Source organism: Leuconostoc kimchii IMSNU 11154, assembly GCF_000092505.1.
Taxonomy (GTDB): Bacteria; Bacillota; Bacilli; order Lactobacillales; family Lactobacillaceae; genus Leuconostoc; species Leuconostoc kimchii.
In genome coordinates this window covers 1,416,305-1,438,674 of sequence record NC_014136.1, presented here as the reverse complement: position 1 = coordinate 1,438,674, position 22,370 = coordinate 1,416,305, and the positions used below count along the sequence as shown (strand labels likewise).

The following is a 22,370-nucleotide window of genomic DNA, read 5'->3' as shown; positions in this document are numbered from 1 at the left end:
GTACCAGCGACTAAACGAGTCGCTGGTACTTTATTTTTTCTGACCTTGAACACCTGTTTTGACCAAAAGAAGCGCTACAATACCACCAATAATTAATAACATACCATCCAAATGCATAATGTCCTTAAAACCACTATCAAATGCCCGACGAACAGCCATTTCTAAATCTTTAGCAAATGGTGTTGCCATGATACGTTTGCTTGTCACAATGGCATGACCAGAAAATGGCCCTGCCGTGACCAATGCGTCGTGCACAGCTGATATCATCGCCTTTGGAGCACCAAGAACATTGGGCAACTGTTGTGTTAAGCCAGTTTGATAACCATCAGCTAGACGCAAGCCTTGGAAAACAACACCAAAACTGACACCCACTTGCATAAATGTTGAAATCATACCCGAGGCCATTCCCATTTGTCGTGGTTCAACTGATGACATAGCAGCTGTTGTCATCGGCGGATTAATGGATCCATTACCAATACCAATCAAAATAAAAGCTGGCCAAAAATCGGCAAATGTTGCAGTATCAGTCGTTAATGCACTTAAAGTAAATAATCCAACACCAATAAACATTGCTGATACTGCCAACATGTAACCATGACGCAACCGATTAGTCAGCATACCAGCAATTGGTCCTAATACCAAGGAAAATCCTGAAATTGTTGCTTGTCTCAAACCAGTATCCCACGCAGAATACCCAACATAATTTTGCATAAATGTTGATAGATAGGCAAAGAAACCATATAAACCGGCACCTAAGAAGAATGCTACCAACACAGCACCTGTAAAACTAGTAGACTTAAACATGCTTAAATCCATCATTGGATTTTTTGCCGTTTTTTGTCGCCAAATAAATAAAACAAATAAAATGACTGCTGCAATTAAGTAGCCTGAAACTTCTGGCTTACTCCAGTTCCAACTCGCATGCATTTCTTTTTGAACTAAACCAAAGACCAAAGAAAAGATTGTGCCAGTTGACAATATCATGCCAATATAATCAACACCGCCGGTTTCATGGTGAACCTGTTCTTTTGAAATAAAGAGCAAGGCCAAAACCACTGTTATTAAACCAATGGGCAAGTTAATTGTAAATATTGATTGCCATGCGAACGTGTCGACTAACCAACCCCCGAGTAATGGTCCCGAAGCAGTAGAAAGTCCTATAATGGAGCTTAATATACCCAAAGCGATGCCTCGCTCTTTGCCATTGAATGTCGTGCCAATAATGGCAAAAGATAACGACATCATAGCAGAGCCACCAATGGCTTGAACAGCCCTGAAAATATGTAACATGCCGATAGATGTTGATACAGCATCCAAACCAGATCCAATTGTAAATATAACCAGACCGATAATAAACATCAATTTACGACCATATAAGTCACCTAATTTTGCCCATATCAATAATAGTACTGAAAAAACAATCGTATAGGCTGAAATAACCCATTGCAGATCAGCGTACGAGGCATTCAAATTCGTTTGAATGCTGGGAAGTGCCACATTAACCACTGTTGTGTCAATCAATGCCATAAAAACACCTAAAGCAACAGCAATCAATGCTAACCAGCGTTTCGGATTTAATGTTTGTTCTTTTATCATGACTGTAACTCACTTTCAATTTTATCTAAATACGTCAAATAAGTATCCGCCAAATCTATTTGTAACTGATTCGTCTGCATGGCAGATTTTAAAAACGGTGCATCTGAATGATATGCTTTTAGTTGAACAACGTGTTCACTATGTTTATCATGTTGTGTTTGCTTTTCAATCCGAAAAGCATCGATAATTTCCTGGGCCAATGTCCGATCCACTAAAGACAAGCTAGATAATTTAAACAAGTAAACATCATTCATGTGCGCATTTTTTTTGACCGGTTCACGCATTAATGTATAAAATCTATCTCGACCAACTTGCGTTACACGAAGTTTCTTTTTACCACGAAAATCTAAGTCGTCTGTCATTACAATGGTCCCAGCTGCCTCCATTTTTTCTAATAAGGGGTACAGCACACCAAAACTGACTTTACGATTATCTCCCAAAACATTTTCAAGCACAAAACGCAACTTATAAGCCGAACGATCGGTAAACAATAATTGTCCTAATATATATAATTCATACATACGAAACTCCCAAATATATCTTTTAGATACTCTTGTCAATATTTTTTTGCACAAAAAAATCAATTGTCCCAATGACAATTGATTTTTCGCCAAAAACTAATATTACATCATACCAGGCATACCACCTTGTGGCATAGCCACAGGTGCATCATCCTTTGGTACTTCAGCAACAACAGCTTCTGTTGTTAACAATAATGCAGATACTGAAGCCGCATTTTGCAAAGCCGAACGTGTTACCTTGGTTGGATCGACAATTCCAGCTGCAATCATGTCTACCCACTCATCAGTAGCAGCGTTGTATCCAAATCCTTCTTTTTGTTCCTTCAATTTGTTAACAATCACTGAACCTTCCAAGCCAGCGTTCTCAACGATTTGGCGCACAGGTTCTTCTAATGCTTTAATAACCGTGTTAATACCTGTCTGAACGTCACCCGTCTCTGACAAGGCAGCAACAGCAGAAATCGCGTTCACTAAGGCTGTACCACCACCTGAAACGAATCCTTCTTCAACAGCGGCACGTGTCGCATTTAGAGCATCTTCAATACGATACTTGCGTTCCTTCAATTCTGTTTCAGTAGCTGCACCAACGTTAATCACTGCGACACCACCGGCCAACTTAGCTAAACGTTCTTGCAACTTTTCACGATCAAAGTCAGAAGTGGTTTCAGCAATTTGTTGCTTGATCGTAGCCACACGTGTTGCTACGGCATCCTTATCACCAGAACCTTCTACAATTGTGGTGTTATCCTTTGTGACATTAATCTTACTTGCTTGACCAAGTTGGTCAATTGTCACATCCTTCAAATTCAAACCAAGGTCTTCCGTGATAACTGTACCGCCTGTCAAAATAGCAATATCTTCTAATTGTGCCTTACGACGATCACCGAATCCAGGTGCCTTAACAGCAACGACATTAAATGTACCACGCATCTTATTCAAAACTAATGTTGGCAAGGCTTCCCCTGTAATATCATCAGCTATGATTAACAAAGCACGGCCTTGTTCAACAACACTTTGCAATACAGGCAAAACATCTTGTATATTACCAATTTTCTTGTCAGTAATCAAAACATAAGGGTTGTCCAAGTTAGCTTCCATTTTGTCATTATCAGTTACCATGTATTGTGACATGTAACCACGATCAAACTGCATACCTTCTACAACATCTAAAGTTGTTTCAATACCCTTTGATTCTTCAATTGTGATAACACCGTCGTTACCAACTTTATCCATCGCCTCAGCAATTAATTCGCCGACTTCTTCATTAGCCGCAGAAATTGAAGCAATTTGGGCAATTTCTGCCTTTGTGCTGACAGTGTGCGACATTTCATGCAACTTTTTAACAGCTGCCGCTGTTGCTTTTTCAATTCCAGTACGAATGCCCACTGGGTTAGCACCAGCTGTCACGTTTTTTAAACCTTCAGCAACAATAGCTTGCGTCAATACGGTTGCTGTTGTCGTCCCATCCCCTGCAATATCATTTGTCTTTGAAGCCACTTCTGCCACTAACTTAGCACCCATATTTTCAAAATGATCTTCTAATTCAATTGCCTTAGCAATGGTTACACCATCATTTGTGATTGTTGGTGCACCATATGATTGCTCCAAAACAACATTACGTCCCTTTGGTCCAATTGTTGTTTTAACTGTATCAGCTAACTTATCAACGCCAGCCTTCATCTTAGCACGTGCATCTTCTGAAAACTTTAATTCTTTAGCCATGTCTAACATACCTCTTTAGCATTTTTTAATTTAATATCGATTTCAACGTCATTTAATTAACGTCATATCATATGATTATTCGACAACTGCGACAATATCTTTTTCATGAAGTGCAAGATAATCAGTACCCTCAAATGATACTTCTTGACCGGCATACTTATCAAACAAAACTTCATCGCCGACTTTAACTGTCAAATCACGAATCTTACCATCATTCAAAACATAACCTGCACCGGCAGCAACGATTTTTCCAGTGACTGGCTTATCCTTAGCATTATTTGCCAACACAATGCCACCAACTGTTTGTTCTGCAGCTTCTGTTACTTCAATAATCACGCGATCACCTAATGGCTTCAACATGAGATAATACCTCCGATTTTTTCGTTTTAGCACTCTTTTATTATGAGTGCTAATTACAATTTTAAGTATATCACTTTAACAACTATTGTCAATAAAAAAAGTACATGATCATGTACTTTTTCAAATTAATATTTGCTTGACAACTTATATAAACGTACCACCATGAGCTTCGCTAATATCATATGCTATGACAAAGGCTGTCGGATCAACAATATGAACGCCACGAATCAAACGATTATAATCTTGGTTGTCCAGTATAACCATTAGCATTTCACGATTATCACCCGTATACCCGCCACGCACATCCATAGCTGTGAAACTGGTATTATTTTTGGTTAGATATTGTTTAATGTTTGTAATACGTTCATTGCTTGTGATGTAAACCATCTTGCGACGATCAAGCCCTGTCTCAATAAAATTCATTACAGCAGCCGTAATCATTAACGAAAATAGCGCTAATATTAACGCCTCCAAACCATCGATCATTAAGTTACCAATTGACACGATTGTATCAATAACAAGTAAAGATAATGCGGGCGCAATACGAAAATATTTTTTCAAAATCATCGGTGGCACAGCAGTACCACCACTCGAAGCGTCAACGCGGTATAACATGGCGACGCCAATAGCAAAAATGGTCCCACCGACCAAGACTGCAAAAGTACGATCTGATAAAACCTGAAAGCTAGGTGTAATCTTTAACAATACCGGTAATATTAAGCTACCAAAAGTGATGCGAGCAGTTGTCCCACGGTCTAAAAATACAGCTGCAAGAATAATCATTAATAAATTGATGACTAAAACTATAATCGCTCTGTCAAAACCAAACAGTTCATTCATCAAAATTGCGAAACCAGTGGCACCGCCAGCAGCAACTTTAGCAGGTGCATAGAAAAAATTAATACTAATAGCGACTATTTCTAAGGCAACTACAATCGTTAAATAACGTAGAATCTGAAATTTCTTTAATAATTTCATCGCGCGCCTTTCTTATCTTTCTTTTTAAACACACCCTTAATACGTTTTAGCAATGTTGGATTTTTTAATACTTTATCATCACCAATATGTTCACGCGTTACTTTTAACAGACGTCCAGTTTCCGAGGAAGAAAAATTAAAACTCCCTTTATCTGTTTCGATGCGAAACCGGCGGCCAATTTTTTTTGCAGACACGTCAGCGTAGACTGCAGTCATACTTTGCCAAGGGATTTGAATAAAGTCGTCAACATTATTATCATTAAAAAATTCAAATGCCTTATCGCCCAGTAAAAATTTACCGTACTGCGCGCCAATGCCTAAAAAAGATATGCCTTGTGTTGTCAAGGCCACGCTGCTATTAAGTGATTGTACCATACGCTTGTTTTTCCCCGTATTTTTTCAGTTTTATTACTATAATTAACTATACAGTATTTTATGTACAAAGGTGCTCGTCAAATTTGGCGAGCACCTTTAATCATGCGATTATAAATTGATTACATAATATGCAAGACGCGCATCAAGATACCGAAAATAAAGATACCAACGATCATAACAATTGGTGAAACCTTCTTTTTGAGTAACCACATTGCAAAGAATGTTAAGAGTAGACCCATTAATCCTGGAATCAAACTATCTAAGTTAGCTTGCAAAGTATTAGGCGCCATTTTTGTTAGTGACAAACCAGATGCTTGATCACCTAAAATTTGTTGTAGCTTACCACCTGTCACATTACCATTAGGAAAATTAATATAAGCACCCTTAGCTAATTGCTTAGCCGGCAATTCAACTGCAAACTTAATGGATACCCAACGCTCCACCAGAACAGCTAGTATAAACATACCAAGGATTGAAGCACCCTTTGTAATGTCTTTCAACAAGCCACCTGACAAATCTTGTGTAATCGCAGAACCAGCCTTGTAACCAAATTCTTGTGTATACCAGATAAACGACATACGAATAACGTTCCATAACACGAAGAACAAGATAGGACCAAGTATGTTACCAGAAGCTGCCAATGAGGCACCTAGGGCACCTAAGATTGGACGTACCGTGAACCAGAACACTGGATCACCAATACCAGCCAAAGGACCCATCATACCGATTTTAACACCTTGAATAGCTGTGTCATCAATCGGCGCACCATTGGCACGTTCTTCTTCCAAAGCCAATGTTACACCAATAATTGGTGAAGCAACATAAGGATGTGTATTAAAGAATTCCAAGTGTCGTTTCAGTGCTGCTGAACGATCTTCTTTGGTCTTATAAAGTTTCTTAATTGCTGGGATAAGTGCATATGCCCAACCAACGTTTTGCATACGTTCATAGTTCCATGAACCTTGTAAAAATTGTGAGCGCCATGCAACAGATAAACGATCATTACGAGTTAATTCAATTTTTTCAGCCATCATGTTGCTCCTTCCTAGTACTGGTCCAAAATTTCGCCGACTGGGTCACCCGAGCCACCGCCATTTGAACCACCGCCACCGTTACCACCCATCTTTGACAGGTTGAGGTAAATCAAAGCCAGTGCGACACCAATGGCACCAAGTGCAATTAATGTCAATTGACTAACAGCAGCTAACGCAAAACCAATAGCAAAGAATGGCCAAACTTCACGTGTTGCCATCATGTTGATAACCATCGCGTATCCAACCGCAACAACCATACCACCACCAATGGTCATACCACCAGTTAGCCAATCAGGCATTGCACCTAAAGCACTCTGCACTGCGGCAGCAGGAATTGCGATTAATAACGCTGTTGGAATTGCAATACGCAAACCTTGAAGTAAGATACCAACCAAATGCAACCGCTCAACGGCGCGATAATTACCTTCTTTTGCGGCCGCATCAGCGCCGTGAGTTAATCCAACGGCAACAGTACGAACGATCATTGTCAAGAACAAACCAGCAACCGCCAAAGGGATCGCTGACGCCACGGCTACTGAAATACCAGCGGGCGTAAAGTTGTTCCCCTTGACCATGATAATTGATGAGGCAACTGATGCCAGCGCAATATCTGGTGCTACAGCAGCACCAATGTTGGCCCATCCTAGCGCGATCATCTGTAATGAACCACCCAACATGATTCCTGCTGTAAGATGGCCAGTCACTAGTCCAATTAACGTTGCCGACACAAGTGGTTGATGAATTTGGAATTCATCCAAAATCCCTTCCATACCTGCAAAGAAGGCAATGATTACGACTAAAACTATTGATATAATAGACATAGTTTAACACCTTTCCTAATAAACGTTTTTCAAGTTATTTAACGTTAGCTTTTTTAATTAAATCAAACAAATTAGCACTACCATCACTTGGGACTTTTCGAACATCAAAAGTAACGCCCAAATCACGTAGCTTCTCAAATGCAGCAACATCTGTTTTATCCATTGACAAAACCTTGTTGACCATTGTCTTACCCTCTGAATGTGCCATAGATCCAACATTCAAAGACTTAATTGGTACACCGCCTTCTACAGCGCGCAAGACATCTTCAACTGTCTCAAACAACAGAAAAGCATCAACACCACCAAAACGATCATCATTAGCAACCTCTACCATTTTGCTAATAGGTACAACGTTGGCACGAACATTACTAGGTGCTGCTTGTTTGATTAGACTCTTTCGTAATTCATCCCCCGCAACTGCATCAGAAACGACAATAATACGATTTGCTTTCGAGTCCGGCGTCCAAGCTGTTGCCACTTGCCCATGCAATAAACGCGTATCTAGGCGCACCAATTTAATATTGATATGCCCAGCTTTAAAGCTAGCAGGTGCTTTCTTATTTTCTGCCTGAGCAGGAACTACTTCTTCCGTTTCTGGCACAGATTTCACACCATCTTTGGCTACCGGTACTAAGTACTTAGCCAAGTCAGCTGCCTTATCCTTACCTAATCGACCACCATATGCTTCAATTAGCATTGGTAAGTTCAATCCTGCAACAATGGCCATATGTTCAGGGTTTTGCTTTTGTAGTAAACTCGCACGATTAAACGGTGAGCCACCCCACAAATCAACCAAGAACAAGGTGTCATCATCATTATCAAACTTAGCTAATGCTTCTTGATAATGTTTGTCTAAGTCATCTGGACCTTCAGTCGGTTGAAAAGTAACAACTTCAACATTTTCCTGCTCTCCAAAAATCATCGAACCTGACATTAAAATGCCTTTTGCAAAGTCGCCATGACTTGCAACAATAAGATTAACCATTGATAATCTCCTTTTAGATAAATTGTTTACTTACTGATTATAGCGAACTATCTTCGATATGTAAACGCTTTCACGATAATATCACTTATCATCGTCTTCATTTAATAGTATACGCCAATTATATAACTAAGTAAACGCTTTCATTTTTATTTTCACAACACTGTCAAAAAAAATACAATATCCTTTCTGAAAACTTACATCTCTTTTAATTATCGAGATAAGCGAGCTCTTGATGACTATAACTTGCAGGGGTCACAAAACTCACCATTACCTCTCCCTGACCCTTTAATGTATAATTGCCCTCATCTTTTAGCATAATTAAGCTGTCACCTTTTTTCAGGCTATAAACTGACATATCATCTGTCAATGTCATATTGCCGGAAATAACATTAAATAATTCATAAGGGTGATGCTGATTGAATCGACTTTCCCCACGTACAGATAATTTATCAATCGTAAACTTTGGTGAGGTTAGCAATCGTGTAATGATTGTCGATCCTTGGATGCGTGTCCGTTGATTTAAAATAGGGTCAACATGTGGTACTTTTGTTACTGAAAGAGCTTCGTCAATTTGTAATGGTCGTTTTTTATGTGTTTTCGCATCACGTCGATCAAAATCATAGAAACGGTAAGTTGTATCCGAACTTTGTTGAATTTCTAAAGCTAACACACCAGCACCAAGTGCATGAAATGTCCCCGCGGGTACATAGAAAAAATCACCTTTTTTGACAGGAATGGTTCGTAATAAATCATCCCAAGCCTTTTTTTCAACTTGGTTCACTAATTCTGCTTTGGTCTGCGCATGGTGCCCATAGTATAATTTAGCATCTGGGGTTGCTTCCAAAATATACCAACTCTCAGTCTTACCGAAGTTTTCAGATGACTGTTTATCATTTGGATGTACTTGAATCGATAGGTTTTCGTGAGCATCAAGTATTTTGACTAATAATGGGAACGATTGTTCTTCATCATGTCCACCGAATAATTCCGGATGATCATGCCACAACTGTGTTAACGTTTGACCTTGATATTGCCCATTTGTAATTGTCGACACACCGTTTTTATGCGCTGCAACAACCCAAGCCTCACCAACATGATCCGAAGTCAAATCATAATTAAATTGACTAAGACGCGTGCCACCCCATATTTTGTCATGGAGTTCTGGTTGTAAAACTAAAACTGTCATTTTCTGATTCTCCTTACATACAATCCTATTATTAAATTCGTATTCTGTGCAGGTGGTTAAAACGTTTTACTGAAATGATTTGTATGCGCTTTCATTTTAACACATTAGAAACAAAAAGACATGGTCGAACTAGCAAAATTGTGGCTGCCATATTTGTCAAGTATACCCCCACAACATATATACCAATACTCGCAAAATCACTTGTTTAAAAAAACTATCGATAGCAGTTTGTTTTGCTACTGATAGTTTTCATTAATAGGGTAATGAGTCACCAAGGTATCTTAATTGTTGTATTTTTGATATATCCGCGCCACCTGTCATATTATTGTTTTTCATATATTCATAGACACGTTTGGCATTTGCGCCTCTTGTTTTTTCAACAATACCTTTTTCATCAGGTGAAACTTCCCAATTATCATTAAAGTTAATCGCATTTTCAACAACATTACCGTGATCATTTAACGCATAATTCTTTAAAATTGTCACAAAACTGCCATCGTATTGTGTCATAAATTCTAATTGCGTGGTGGCTAACCACCATTCACCATGATATTTTTGGTCAGAAAATGAAATCAACGCTTGACGCCTTTGAGTAGACCATTGTGCAAAACCAATATCTTTATGAAGATCATGCGTACTATTTTTTGAATTTTTTAAAGATCGGTAAGCCCAATCACCTTGTACTGCTATTGGATCAATTCCCGATTCTTGCGTCCAATTTCCCAAAATACCTGCGATACTAATAGCCGATAATCCATAATTTTCATGTAAATATCGATAGACTTGTCGGATGTATTTTTTATTACCAATACTGCGATCAACATCATCGTTTATATTTCTCTGACTTGTTTCAACATTAGTCTTCTTAGCTTCTTCAGCCACGCTTAAATTCTTATTTTTAGCTTGAACGATTGTGTACACAACCATAATAACACAAACTATAGTGACTACTACTTTAATAATTACTTTCTTCAACTGTTGTTTCACTTTATTTTGCCTCATGCTCTGATACAACATTATTTAACAAATATTTTGACGAATATATACCTTGCTTAAGATTTTTATTCAAATACTGATGTCCCATCACCCGAAACGTGTAGTGCTTATCAATGACAACGACCGCGTCATATTTCCCGATTAGATCAATAAATTGGGTTCGACTTAATTGACTAATGTCTTCTCTTGCATCAACATGATCAGAATATAAATAATATTTCCCAACATATTGTGTGAAATAATTATCTACTTGTGTTTTATCTGCACTAATAATCAGATAATTTTGGTGATTAAGTGTCATTTGATTGCCTACGATATGTTCAATTTTGTACGGTACACTGCTTTGATATTGCCGTAAATTATACTGCATACCGTTATTTTCTGACAAAATAATCAATGTACTTGCAAACATCATTGCAATGCTCGAATATTGATATAGATACTTAGTCCGTATACTTTTAAATGACTGATAGTTTCTTAAATGAAAACGCTGCTCATAAAAAGCACTATCAATCGCATCTACAGCAAAGAAACTATAACTACCTAATCCAAATATGACGATACTGCCTGCATAGCGATCAAATCCTGCCAACGCTAACGCTTCTTAATTAGGCATAGAAAAAATAAACATCATTAATATACCTAGGTAATAACCTACAATAATTAGATTCGTCATGATCAAACCAATGATCAAATGATTTTTTTGGTGAAGCCTCATGCTTATAATTATAATTGTTATAATGAACAATAGATTAATCATTATAATACCCTGCGTTGGTACTGTTGCAGGAGAGAAAACATGCGACAAAAACGATTGCATCACACGATTAATTACTGCTGGTGTTTTTGCTTCATAAATGTTTTGATACGCCGTAACGTTTACTTCATGTTTTGATAATTGTTGACCAAATGTGTTCTTAATATGCCATAACCACAAAATATACGGTGTCATAGTCAACCCAACTGTACCAAGCACAAATACGCTCTTTTTGGCAAATGATAATTGACCTGTCTTATTTTTAATGACCGTAAACACATAGTAGCACAACACAATGACCACGAAAAAAGTGCCATTATTTTTAACAATACCTAATACACTTGTAACGATTATTGTTGTTGCTGACATCATGTAAATATTTTTCTGATAATTGACTATACCAGCAATTGCTGCCAATGTAAGCAGTGGTAAAACAAAATCAACTAATAAATTATTCATACGAATGGCAATGTTGAAGTAATTGAATAGTACGATGACAAGAAACATAACAGAAACGGTCAATAGATTACTTTTGTCTTTAATTACCGCGACCATTGCATATAAACAGGACATAATTAAACAAAATTGTGCAACGAGCATCACGCCTTCATTAAATCCTACAAAATTAACAAAATAATAACACCAGAGTGATGTACCAATTGGGTACGACGAGAAACCAATAATATGACTGTGCATATCTGGTAACGCCTGTTGTGTTAGTAGATACTTTACAATCAAAGCCCAATGTGAAAAGTTATCATAATGTAACAATCTACTATGATATAGTGTACCTGCTAATAAGATAAAGTAGCCAAGAAAGGATGATGTTACCAAACTGATTTTTGTAAAGACAAAGTGTCTTCTTCGCCAATTATCTATTATAAAATAAACACCTAAAATGACGCCTATTCTCGGTAAAATGAGACCAAAGAAAGATAACAAATTCATCAAACTAGCAATATATAGCAGTAATATAATTGCTGTGGCTTGTAGTATCCAAGCCATATAGCGGTTAACCTTTAATTGATTTCTTAATAAGCAAACATATCCGTAATTAGAAAAAAAGAGTAACGTCAATTTTATACCAATGACTGCCATTTTTATTTTCCACGACCCTTTCCTATTCGATTAAGAATGCGCAAGCGACGATTTATATTATCAAATAGCAAATCAAACGTTGTCAGCCATTGATTTCTTTCTAGCGGTAATTGTTTATTAAAACCATCATGCAGCATCTGCAAAAGTTGCCGCTCATTTGCTTCATCAATTGACTCGATAGCCATTAAAAAATCATTAGTCCCATACTGTTCTTGTACGTATGCATGAACATGAGCTGTATAGCAAGATGTTATAATTGTCATCTCGTAACTTTTTTCGGGTACCAGACTCATATCAGCTGACAACTTAATACGTACTGTTGATTCAGTTAAATAGCAAAGTTCTATCTTCTGATATTTCTTTGAAACACTCATTTCAACAATACCTGAAACATGAAAAGTTTGTACCGCCTGCTTCGGCTTCCCAACAAACAGTAACACAGCAAAAAAAGCATTAATCAGATTATTTAATAACCAAAATGTAATCACACTACCATAAAGTATCTCTGACCCAAACTTACCATAATTAAATTTAATCAAACTCACGATTGTTAACAATAAAATAACAATGTGTGGTATAGCATATAAGATATCTTTTTTGCTATCGTCACCATTTTTTTGAGTCACTTTGAATTGATTATTTTTAATACCAATTGTTTCCAAAATCACTGGCAAAATAAGGTATGGTGCAAAAAAAAGTTCTTGTACTTCTCCCCAACGCTGATTAGTGATGTTCCCAGACAAATCATGTTTGACAAATGTTAATAAGCCATATCCTGGTATCCAAAATATTAATAATAACCAAAAATTCGTGTTAACCACTCTAAAATCAAACAAGGCAAATAAAATCGGTGCAAAAACGAATAGTAATCGGCCTAGAAATGACCACCAATATAAATAGCCATTCAAATAAATGATTTTTTGCGACCAAGATAAACCTTTATTAGATAGTAGATGCAAATTCTTAATGCTTTGAATCATGCCACGCGCCCATCTTGTGCGTTGTTTAAAGATACTTTTAGCATCTGTCGGTGTTAAGCCACTCGCCATGGGATCAGTAGTGGAAATGCTATCATAACCACAACTGTTAATTTGTGCACCAAGTTGAAAATCTTCTGTCAATGTGTTTGTAGGAAACCCACCAGCTGCGACAATAGCCGTCCTTAAAAATAATGTGTTCGAGCCTGTATAAATCGCACTATCATGATATGAGTTTAAAACGTTGACTTCCCTAGAAAAAAAATCTTGCTCATTGGGAATCGCACGATTAGCGTATAAGTTATGTTGGAAAATATCTTCATTGTAAAAACTCTGAGGTGTTTGAACGAAACCCACTTTTTTCCTTGTCAACGTGGCATAACGTTTAAAAAAGTAAGGAACAGTTGCCATCAAAAAATTAGAATAGGGTATCATATCAGCATCAAATGTCGCAACTAAAGGTGATTGGCTATGCTTTAACGCATAATTAAAATTACCCGCTTTAGCATGCCTATTCTCTAGTAACCCAATATAATTAATTTTGAATTGCTCTGCTAGCTCTTTCATTTCAGGGCGATTCTTATCATCACATAAATAAATATGTATTTTATGTTTATCTGGATATTCTAGAAAAGTACACGCATTAATTGTTTTGTACAGCAATGATGCACTTTCATTATGTGTCGCTATTAAAATATCAACATCTGGGAATATATCCTATGGAAACAATATCAGGTTGCTGAGGTTGTTTCCACGTTTTTTTATTCCAAATTAACACAAAAGCCGTGAAAATTGACAAAATTTCACTCAACCATAACAACAAGCCATAGCTCAATTCAAGAAATGACTGTTCCCAAGGTAATGTAAACAGTCCACGCCACACAATGTATATCATTGAACATACAATTGCCCCAACATAGTAAATTTTTTTAAGTTTCCACATAGTTACCCTCTTTTAAAGACAACATTCTTCTGAATTTGATAACTAATAATGAATAATAAACTGTCTACAGCGATCTTAATGATAACCACATTAAGTTTGGCTAAGTAGTGCTGTAAAAAAATAACAAGTAATGTTGACACAATCAGTTGCGTGACCACAAGTAAATAATAATTGACAAAACTCAAGCGATTATTATTTTTAAAAACAATACTTTTGTTGATATAGTAATTCGCAATTGAAGAGGTTAATCTAGATATGATTGCGGCAATGAAGACAGCCCAAGTTGAAACAGTTGATAATAACACCATCATCACTGCAAAAACAACGATATCTATCAAGAATGAACCGATTGCACCAAAAATATATTTAATAAATAGCGCATAAATACTGATCGAATCATGTATCACCCTAAAATGTGATGACCGATTATCTGCTATATATATCGTTTTTATTGGTACTTCTGTAATCTCAATACCATATGTTGCGGCCTCCAAAATCATATTCATTTCAAATTCAAATCGTTCACCTATCATGTTCAGCAAAATATCAAAGTATTGTTTTGGAATCACACGTAACCCTGTCTGAGTATCAGTTACTTTGACGCCTATTGTCATCTGTGTGCATTTTGCTGTTAATATGTTACCGAACTTACTGCGAAAAGGGACATTATTATCAAACAGACGTGTCCCTAAGATCAAGTTTTTAGGTTTTTCTAAAAACTTATCGGTACATTTCATCATATCATCGACAGTATGTTGACCATCTGAATCAATTGTAATCATGCCTATAGCCATAGGCATGTGTTTCATAATGTAATTAATCGCCGTTTTGATTGCTCGCCCTTTACCTAAATTCACATCATGTTGCAAAACGGTCACTTTAAATTGTGTTCGAATTTTTGAAAAAATTGTATCGTATTTTCTTGCACTACCATCATTTACAAGAATAATTGGTTGTTCTACTTTACCCATATGTATCATTAAACGACTGATTAATGCTATTAACTTTTCATCTGGATTTAATGATGGAATAACAATTGGAATGCAAGTCATTTTTACCTCTTATACGCTTCCCTAGTAACTTTAAATAACACGAATTATTCACGAATCTAATAACCGAATGCGCTGTTTTAGTATCACTTTAGCAAACACTCATGCAAAAAAAATATCCACTATCTCGACATCAAGTCCGTCTGCTATTTTTTTGGCCGTTGGTGGCGATGGAAATTTTTTACCATTAAGATACTCAATCATCAACGAATAATTCACCTCAATACGTCGTGAAAAACCTGCAATGCTTTCCCCATGCATGGCAATATTTTCCTTTACTTTATCAGGATTACGAAATTTTAATGTTAATGCCATAGTTAATTTCCTTTTTATATTATTATAATGTTATTATACCTTTTATGTATCACATCGTCAAACACATTTTCGTGTATTTGTTTTACATTTGTCATATATTTGTTTTATATTTGTATGTAGTAAATATTTCAATTATTGGAGATGACGTATATATGGTAACTAAAGAGCAATTTGGTGTAGCAATTAAAAAGGTTCGTGAGGATAAACATTTTACTGTTCGGCAGACAGCTCTACAAGGTGGCCTATCTCCTGCATATCTATCTCAAATAGAAAATGGCAATAAAAACATTCCTAAGGTTGAGACATTATATCGTATAGCTAAGGGATTACGTATCACAAAAAGCGATATTCTAAACATGTCCGGTATTGCACCATTAAAAGCTGATCAAAAAAGCCGACCAATCGATTTAGGTCAACAACTCGAAGACGATGATTTACTGCTATCATTTGAAGGAAAAGAACTTTCCCCCGAATACCGTCATGCCATTTTATCAATTTTAAAGACTTTGCCAGATGCTAAGAAAGAGCCTTAACGGATCACGACTCATGTTGATACATTCTGACATTGATGCTTATTTAGAAAATATTATTAAGAACAATCATATTACACTCATCCATATAACTGGTGACCAGTATGGGCCAGATGTTGTCAGCCCCAAGAAAAAAGTGATCATTATGAATCTTAATTATCACACAAGCTTTAGTTATCATTTTCGCATGGCACATGAATTAGCTCATCTGCTATCTGATGCACCAAAAGTGACCTATAATCACAGTCAACTTTCCAGAGGATCTGCCGAACGTCAAGCAAATTTATATGGCATTAAACTTTTAGCGGATTACTATTTCTCTGAAGATCAATCCCAACGTGCACGTTGGGATCGGCGCTTCCAATTTATAGAAACTTTTGGTTTGGGTCGTTTAACGCATTTGGTCGAAACAGTTTTAAATGCAACATAAAAACAGCATAAACGCTGATACAGAATGCCAATCTAGATCATATTATGTCATCTAGGCAATGATTCAATATCAACGAATAATGCTGTTTTTGCTTTATAATTACCACAATCATTCTATGATAATCTAAACCCTTTTGTCTTAGGGTATTCATCTAACTGTGTCGTATCAAAACGACGCGCAACTAAAGTCATATTATTCTTTATCCAAGAATTGTCCATATGCCGCTTTGCATAATAATCCACCATCGTACGATCATAAGCAGTGACAGCCTGTGTCATTTGTACTTGACTATAGCGATCAGTCATCAAAATGCCTGACAAAGGTAATTTAGGTTTAATTCCTGGTTCTTGTGCCGGATATCCAATTGAAAAGCCCATAACCGCCTTGACCAATTTAGGCAAATTTAACCGTTCTTCATATAATTCAAATGAACGTAATGCGCCCGCCATGGTGACACTTCCCAATCCAAGTGATTCAGCAGCAACTTGAGCTCGACCTAGTGCCACACCAGCTGAAATGATTCCTCCCTCAAGCATACTATAAGTTGATAACTTTTTTTCAGCAACTTGCTGTTGTTCTGGTGTCAGACCGATTAAGTCCTTATTAAAATCAACTGTTACGACGAAATATCGGGCTGCGGTTTCGATATACGCCATGCCAACTTGTTTGGTAATCTCGGCCTTAAACTTTTGATCTGTAATTTCAATAAATGTGACCGGCTGAAAATTATTAATATTAGGACCAGCATTCGCAGCAGTCAAAATAGTAGCAACAATCTCATCTGATACTTTTTGATTTGTAAAAGCACGAATTGATTTATGGTTATTGAGTAATTCTATTGTTGTATTTGACATGACTATTATTTGCGCAGATGATTTTTTAGTATATTATTTTCTCTACGTCACATCTCCTTTTATTGTTACATAGATTTTACCATATTTTTATGATAAAATAATAAGAATATTACTGGAGGTCGTTATGCAGTTTGGTCGGTTCCGTATTGGGTTACGTACTATGAAAACGGCGATGGCCGTTATGCTTATCATTATTATTTTTTATTTTTTTAACAGGCCCCCATTCGTTGCGGCTCTTGCATCAGTCTTTGCCTTACGTGAAAGTTGGGATAAAACACTTAGCTTTGCAAAAATACGTCTCATGTCAAACCTAGTCGGTGGTATATTGGCTTTAATCTACTTTTTAGTGCATGCTCATACTCATAACGCAACATGGGTTTCTATGATTTTTTTGCCATTTCTCGTTATTATTGCCATTGTTTTTTTGGATGGCTTTAATTTCAATAGCGGTGTTATTGGTGCACTAGCTGCACTTCTAATGATTTCTTTGAATATACCTGCTGGTGCGACGGTATTATATGTCATTGACCGTATTATAGATACCTTTATTGGCGTCATTGTGGCAATCGGTGTTAATCGTTTTGCCTCACCAGACCCTAAAAATTAGGCATATAAAAAAGATCGCTGCTTGCGATCTTTTTTATATGCCTAAATAATTTTCAATTGTCTGTAACACACCATCATTAACATTTGTGTTCAATGCTCGTTTTTGTATGGCCTCCAGCATAAAGCTGTCAGCATTTGGCATCACATAGCCATGTTCATATTTTTGTAACATTTCTAAATCATTCCCATTATCACCAAAGGTCATGACTTCACTATCCAAAACGTCATAGTAATCTTGTAAAACTTGCAATCCAGCAGCTTTATCCACGCCTTTGCCTAACACGTCAACTGAACCAAATCCTGACCCTGTTGCATGTAACTCATCCCCAAATATTTCTCGTAATTCAGCTACGTGCTGCTGTACCTCATTATTTGGCCAAACAAAAGTGATCTCTAAGATATGATCATCAACAGCCATTAACTTCTCAACTTGTTTAACATTTGGATAAAACTGAAACACCATCTGCGCTACAGGACCAGTTGCATGGTTGGAAACGTACGTTGCACGATCTCCCGTCATAATGATAATATTTTCAGCTGACTCAGGATTTCTCGCATTCCAATCAATCACCTTATGTAGTTGTTCAGCAGATAAATGAACAGAATATAATTGTTCTTGAGATGTTGCCACCATCGCACCATTTGAACCTACAAAATCAATTTCATAACCCTTTGAAATTGTTGGTTCAAAAAGTTCTTGCAAATTTTTAACCTGACGTCCAGAAGCGGCAATAAAATGCATATCACGTGCTGCTAGTTGATCCAAAATACGTTCAAATCTGCCCTGACTATAAATATCATTAGCTGTTAGAAATGTCCCATCCATGTCGGATGCAATCATCTTAATTGTCATTGTTCTGCCCTCTTCTTAAAAATAATCAATTTACTGAGTACAAAATTCGAAGCAATCACAAATATATTTTGCACAATATTCCAAATATTAGCATCTTGCTTTAGAATATCCACGCCAACACTTAAAATAAAATAACCGATAATACCAGTTAAAATACGTGCTAAATAAAATTGCCAAATTTCTTTGATGATACTTTTAAGCGTCGTATTTTTTGAATGGAACACCCAAACACGATTAGTTAAATAGGCAAACAGTACCGCCCAAAGCCACGCCACGACGTAGGCAATATTATGGCCCATATGTAATTGGTTATAAAATAAAAAGAAGACAATAATATTAACAATTGTCGTTAACACACCAAATATCACATACAACAAGATGGCTTGATATTTGGTGACTAAATTTTTAAACTTCAACATAATCACTCCAATATAATCTATTAATTATATCATAATGCACTAAAAAATGCCGCCATCAGACGACATACTTAATTGAATTGTGCAATATATTGTTGATAACCAGATTCATCTACAACCCAATCTAATTCCCCAATATATTCAGCATGTGGATCATGATAGGCAAATCCATGTTTAAACTTGTATAGCCCATCTTCGGGGACAAAGTCACCAACACCACCAAAATCGTATTCAATTTTACCTAGAGATAAGCCCCATTTTAACATTTCCCATTGCACAGCATATGGTCCATAGTGCTTAGCATATTGGCGATTTGATCCAGCATACATATACCAAATTTCATCCCCATAACTGAAACCAATACCACTAGCAATCACTTGACCTTCATAATGCGCCAGAAATACTTTAAATAAACCAGTTCCTTGCCACAATTCTTGCATTTTTAGAAAATAACTTATAGGCCGGTGGGTAATACCTTGTGCCGCAGCCATCATAACATAAGTATCAAAAAATGCTTCAATATCTGATTGCGTATCTCCACTCGTGACCGTTACACCATCCTTAGCAGCACGGCGGATTTGGTTACGATAGTCCCGTTTAAAGTGTGTCATCAGCTCAACTTCATTCGTAATCGGGCTTGCACCCTCACCGCGACCATCATAATATAGAACCACATTTTTTCGTGGCTGAATATTGCCATGCATATTTTTAACTGCACGATTGCGTGTCGTAAATCCTGCCTCTTGATATGCGGTATTTAAGGCATCACTGTAGGATACTTCGGGATCTAAGCGAATGAGGAAGACATTATCAGGTAATGCTTCTAATGCCTCATCAATCATGGATCGAATAAGCTGTATATTTGTCACATCACCGATTGGGCCACGTCCAGCATAGCCTAATAACTTACCCGGAACAGCCTCAACCGTTAATACAGTTAAAACAGTGTCAATTTTACCATCTGTTTCATGATAAACATAGACATGACCCCAATTAGCTTTTAACTCACCCCACAAAGGATCTTGTGTCACCTGACCTCGTGGGTCTTCACGCACAAATTTTTGATAGGCAGCAACTTTTTTTGAATCATTTAAATCTAAAATGGCCATACTTTTTATAATCCTGTCGTAATTGAACCATAGTTATCAATGAAATAAACTAATGTCTGTAGTTCATTTGTTAAATCAACGTTCTGTACACGCACACCACTTGGTACTGTGACACGTAATGGCGTGAAATTCAAAATACCCTTCACGCCAGCATCAACCAACTGATCCGTGATATCTTGCGCCACGTTTTGAGGCACTGTTAAGATAGCAATGTTGATACGTTGTGCTGTCATTTGTTCTTTTAACTCTGTCATTGCGTAAATGGGTACACCAGCCATGATTGTACCAGCACGTGTTTCATCTACATCAAATGCCGCTGAAATACGCATGTTGGAAGATTGATGAAAGTTAAAGTTCATCAAAGCTTGTCCCAAATTACCCGCACCGATTAGGGCCACGTTGATGAGGCTCCCTTGGTCCAAAACATTTGCAAAGAAATCAAGCAATGCTTTCACATCGTAACCATAGCCACGCTTACCCAAAGCACCAAAATAAGAAAAGTCTCGTCTAATTGTAGCCGCATCAAATTTAATCGCATCACTTAATTCTGCAGATGAAATACGATCTGTCCCCGCATCATTCAAAAATGTGAGGTAACGATAGTAAATAGGTAAGCGCTTTGCTGTCGCGCGTGGAATTTTTGGTTGTTGTGTCATAAGTTTCTCCAGTTTGTGATGATAAAACCTATCAACACAGGTTGACGGCATTATACATATATTAATCTATTTTTCTGTTCAGTTTGTGAACTTTTGCATAACTATTATACCATAAACATAAGCTCATCCGCAAAAGATAGTGATACATTCACAATCTAATCATCCCTTTAATAAGTCAAAGTCTAATCCTGGATCTGTATTAAGATCCAGCCCTGCAAACTTGTTTTGTTTATAATTCCAATATCCCGCTGCACCAATCATGGCAGCATTATCACCTGTATATTGGTGTGGTACTGGTATAAATTGTGTCTCTGGTATTGTTCCCAATAACGTCGACAGTTCTTGACGTAGTTGGGTGTTAGCTGCCACGCCACCTGCTAAGATAAAACTTTTTACTGGGAAATCATTTAATGCGCGTCGTGTGCGACCTATGAGTGCAGCAACAACTGCATTTTGAAAACTTGTGGCTAAATCATCATGATCAATGGTTTCGCCCTTTTGCTCTGCATGATGGACATAATTAATCACGGCACTTTTTAAGCCAGAAAAACTAAAATCATAGTTATCTTCATGTGCCATGGCAGTTGGGAACTTAATTGTTGCTTGCCCGCGATGTGCCATTTCATCAATTGTTTTACCCGCTGGATACGGTAATTTCAGTAATCGCCCAACTTTATCAAAACTTTCGCCTGCAGCATCATCACGTGTTTCACCAAGTACCGCAAAGCTATTTTCCTCATGCATTAAAACCAATTCTGTATGCCCACCAGACACCATTAACGCCAGCGCAGGATAGACGATCGGTTGATTAAAATTAGCGGCAGCAATGTGCCCAGCCAAATGATTAACCGGTATAATTGGTAGATTATGTGCCAAAGCAAAGGCTTTAGCACCCATTAATCCGACAAGCAATGAGCCAACCAGCCCTGGACCATATGTCACAGCTACGGCATCTAAATCTGTTGGCTTCACATTGGCTGTTTGTAAAGCATCATCTAATACACGTGTGATCCATTCAATATGATGTCGGCTAGCAACCTCTGGTACAATACCGCCAAATCTTTGGTGTGAATTAATTTGTGTCGCCACAGCGTTACTTAAAATAATATGGCCATCTTCAACAATAGCCACACTTGTTTCGTCTGCACTTGATTCAAATGATATAATTTTAGTCATGATATCACAACGTGAACAGAGGCATGCC

25 protein-coding genes are annotated in these 22,370 nt (G+C 37.2%); 3 read left to right on the top strand and 22 right to left on the bottom strand.

What is annotated here, in order from left to right; translation table 11 throughout:
• Positions 1-30: 30 nt before the first annotated feature.
• From LKI_RS07825 to LKI_RS07755, 16 genes are all read right to left on the bottom strand, one after another.
• Positions 31-1,596: an MFS transporter gene (locus LKI_RS07825; RefSeq protein ID WP_013103603.1), complete on the bottom strand. Its 1,566-nt coding sequence runs from the start codon at positions 1,594-1,596 to the stop codon at positions 31-33.
• The gene (locus tag LKI_RS07820) at positions 1,593-2,117 is read right to left on the bottom strand and encodes a PadR family transcriptional regulator (RefSeq protein WP_013103602.1); all 525 of its coding nucleotides are present in this window, start codon (positions 2,115-2,117) and stop codon (positions 1,593-1,595) included. The genes LKI_RS07825 and LKI_RS07820 overlap by 4 nt, the downstream gene beginning before the upstream one ends.
• A gap of 102 nt (positions 2,118-2,219) precedes the next feature.
• Complete coding sequence (gene groL, locus LKI_RS07815; RefSeq protein WP_013103601.1) at positions 2,220-3,839, bottom strand: chaperonin GroEL; 1,620 nt, start codon at positions 3,837-3,839, stop codon at positions 2,220-2,222.
• Positions 3,840-3,914: 75 nt separating this feature from the next.
• Positions 3,915-4,199: a co-chaperone GroES gene (gene groES / locus LKI_RS07810; protein ID WP_013103600.1), complete on the bottom strand. Its 285-nt coding sequence runs from the start codon at positions 4,197-4,199 to the stop codon at positions 3,915-3,917.
• 144 nt (positions 4,200-4,343) lie between these two features.
• On the bottom strand, positions 4,344-5,177 hold the full coding sequence (locus LKI_RS07805) for a YitT family protein (RefSeq protein WP_013103599.1): 834 nt from the start codon (positions 5,175-5,177) through the stop codon (positions 4,344-4,346).
• Complete coding sequence (locus tag LKI_RS07800; protein ID WP_013103598.1) at positions 5,174-5,551, bottom strand: DUF956 family protein; 378 nt, start codon at positions 5,549-5,551, stop codon at positions 5,174-5,176. Before LKI_RS07800 ends, LKI_RS07805 begins: the two co-directional genes overlap by 4 nt.
• A gap of 119 nt (positions 5,552-5,670) precedes the next feature.
• On the bottom strand, positions 5,671-6,582 hold the full coding sequence (locus LKI_RS07795) for a PTS system mannose/fructose/sorbose family transporter subunit IID (RefSeq protein ID WP_013975168.1): 912 nt from the start codon (positions 6,580-6,582) through the stop codon (positions 5,671-5,673).
• A gap of 14 nt (positions 6,583-6,596) precedes the next feature.
• Positions 6,597-7,406, bottom strand: coding sequence for a PTS mannose/fructose/sorbose transporter subunit IIC (locus LKI_RS07790; protein WP_013103596.1), 810 nt, complete (start codon positions 7,404-7,406; stop codon positions 6,597-6,599).
• A 34-nt stretch (positions 7,407-7,440) separates the two neighbouring features.
• Positions 7,441-8,391: a mannose/fructose/sorbose PTS transporter subunit IIA gene (locus LKI_RS07785; protein WP_013103595.1), complete on the bottom strand. Its 951-nt coding sequence runs from the start codon at positions 8,389-8,391 to the stop codon at positions 7,441-7,443.
• Between the two features lie 205 nt (positions 8,392-8,596).
• The gene (locus LKI_RS07780) at positions 8,597-9,577 is read right to left on the bottom strand and encodes a type I phosphomannose isomerase catalytic subunit (RefSeq protein ID WP_013103594.1); all 981 of its coding nucleotides are present in this window, start codon (positions 9,575-9,577) and stop codon (positions 8,597-8,599) included.
• Positions 9,578-9,829: 252 nt separating this feature from the next.
• Positions 9,830-10,579, bottom strand: coding sequence for a phage tail tip lysozyme (locus tag LKI_RS07775; protein ID WP_242651960.1), 750 nt, complete (start codon positions 10,577-10,579; stop codon positions 9,830-9,832).
• A complete protein-coding gene (locus LKI_RS11135; protein WP_013103592.1) occupies positions 10,566-11,165 on the bottom strand; it encodes a hypothetical protein in 600 nt (199 codons plus the stop codon). The genes LKI_RS07775 and LKI_RS11135 overlap by 14 nt, the downstream gene beginning before the upstream one ends.
• 12 nt (positions 11,166-11,177) lie before the next feature.
• Positions 11,178-12,335: a hypothetical protein gene (locus tag LKI_RS11130; protein WP_242651959.1), complete on the bottom strand. Its 1,158-nt coding sequence runs from the start codon at positions 12,333-12,335 to the stop codon at positions 11,178-11,180.
• Positions 12,336-12,430: 95 nt separating this feature from the next.
• On the bottom strand, positions 12,431-14,068 hold the full coding sequence (locus tag LKI_RS07765; RefSeq protein ID WP_242651958.1) for a glycosyltransferase family 2 protein: 1,638 nt from the start codon (positions 14,066-14,068) through the stop codon (positions 12,431-12,433).
• Positions 14,069-14,350: 282 nt separating this feature from the next.
• Complete coding sequence (locus LKI_RS07760) at positions 14,351-15,400, bottom strand: bifunctional glycosyltransferase family 2/GtrA family protein (RefSeq protein WP_013103588.1); 1,050 nt, start codon at positions 15,398-15,400, stop codon at positions 14,351-14,353.
• Between the two features lie 99 nt (positions 15,401-15,499).
• The gene (locus LKI_RS07755) at positions 15,500-15,712 is read right to left on the bottom strand and encodes a helix-turn-helix transcriptional regulator (RefSeq protein ID WP_013103587.1); all 213 of its coding nucleotides are present in this window, start codon (positions 15,710-15,712) and stop codon (positions 15,500-15,502) included.
• 152 nt (positions 15,713-15,864) lie between these two features.
• Here LKI_RS07755 and LKI_RS07750 point away from each other — a divergent pair, with 152 nt between their 5' ends.
• Both LKI_RS07750 and LKI_RS07745 read left to right on the top strand, forming a co-directional pair.
• Complete coding sequence (locus tag LKI_RS07750; RefSeq protein WP_013103586.1) at positions 15,865-16,245, top strand: helix-turn-helix domain-containing protein; 381 nt, start codon at positions 15,865-15,867, stop codon at positions 16,243-16,245.
• Positions 16,226-16,672, top strand: coding sequence for an ImmA/IrrE family metallo-endopeptidase (locus tag LKI_RS07745; protein ID WP_242651957.1), 447 nt, complete (start codon positions 16,226-16,228; stop codon positions 16,670-16,672). Before LKI_RS07750 ends, LKI_RS07745 begins: the two co-directional genes overlap by 20 nt.
• Before the next feature lie 113 nt (positions 16,673-16,785).
• Here the strand turns inward: LKI_RS07745 and LKI_RS07740 are convergent, their stop codons facing one another.
• Positions 16,786-17,526, bottom strand: coding sequence for a nitroreductase family protein (locus LKI_RS07740; protein ID WP_013103584.1), 741 nt, complete (start codon positions 17,524-17,526; stop codon positions 16,786-16,788).
• Positions 17,527-17,650: 124 nt separating this feature from the next.
• Between LKI_RS07740 and LKI_RS07735 the strand changes: the two genes are divergently transcribed.
• Positions 17,651-18,133 carry an FUSC family protein gene (locus tag LKI_RS07735; RefSeq protein WP_013103583.1) on the top strand — a complete coding sequence of 161 codons (483 nt, stop codon included), beginning with the start codon at positions 17,651-17,653 and terminating at the stop codon, positions 18,131-18,133.
• A 33-nt stretch (positions 18,134-18,166) separates the two neighbouring features.
• Here LKI_RS07735 and LKI_RS07730 read toward each other — a convergent pair whose 3' ends face one another.
• The 5 genes from LKI_RS07730 to tsaD form a co-directional block, all read right to left on the bottom strand.
• Entirely contained in the window at positions 18,167-18,985 is an 819-nt protein-coding gene (locus LKI_RS07730; protein WP_013103582.1) for an HAD-IIB family hydrolase, read from the bottom strand.
• Positions 18,982-19,404 (bottom strand): GtrA family protein, encoded by a 423-nt coding sequence (locus LKI_RS07725; protein ID WP_013103581.1) that lies wholly within the window; start codon positions 19,402-19,404, stop codon positions 18,982-18,984. The genes LKI_RS07730 and LKI_RS07725 overlap by 4 nt, the downstream gene beginning before the upstream one ends.
• 68 nt (positions 19,405-19,472) lie before the next feature.
• Positions 19,473-20,510 (bottom strand): lipid II:glycine glycyltransferase FemX, encoded by a 1,038-nt coding sequence (locus LKI_RS07720; protein ID WP_013103580.1) that lies wholly within the window; start codon positions 20,508-20,510, stop codon positions 19,473-19,475.
• A 5-nt stretch (positions 20,511-20,515) separates the two neighbouring features.
• Positions 20,516-21,166: a redox-sensing transcriptional repressor Rex gene (locus LKI_RS07715; RefSeq protein WP_013103579.1), complete on the bottom strand. Its 651-nt coding sequence runs from the start codon at positions 21,164-21,166 to the stop codon at positions 20,516-20,518.
• A gap of 159 nt (positions 21,167-21,325) precedes the next feature.
• Positions 21,326-22,342 (bottom strand): tRNA (adenosine(37)-N6)-threonylcarbamoyltransferase complex transferase subunit TsaD, encoded by a 1,017-nt coding sequence (gene tsaD / locus LKI_RS07710; protein ID WP_013103578.1) that lies wholly within the window; start codon positions 22,340-22,342, stop codon positions 21,326-21,328.
• Positions 22,343-22,370: the final 28 nt, after the last annotated feature.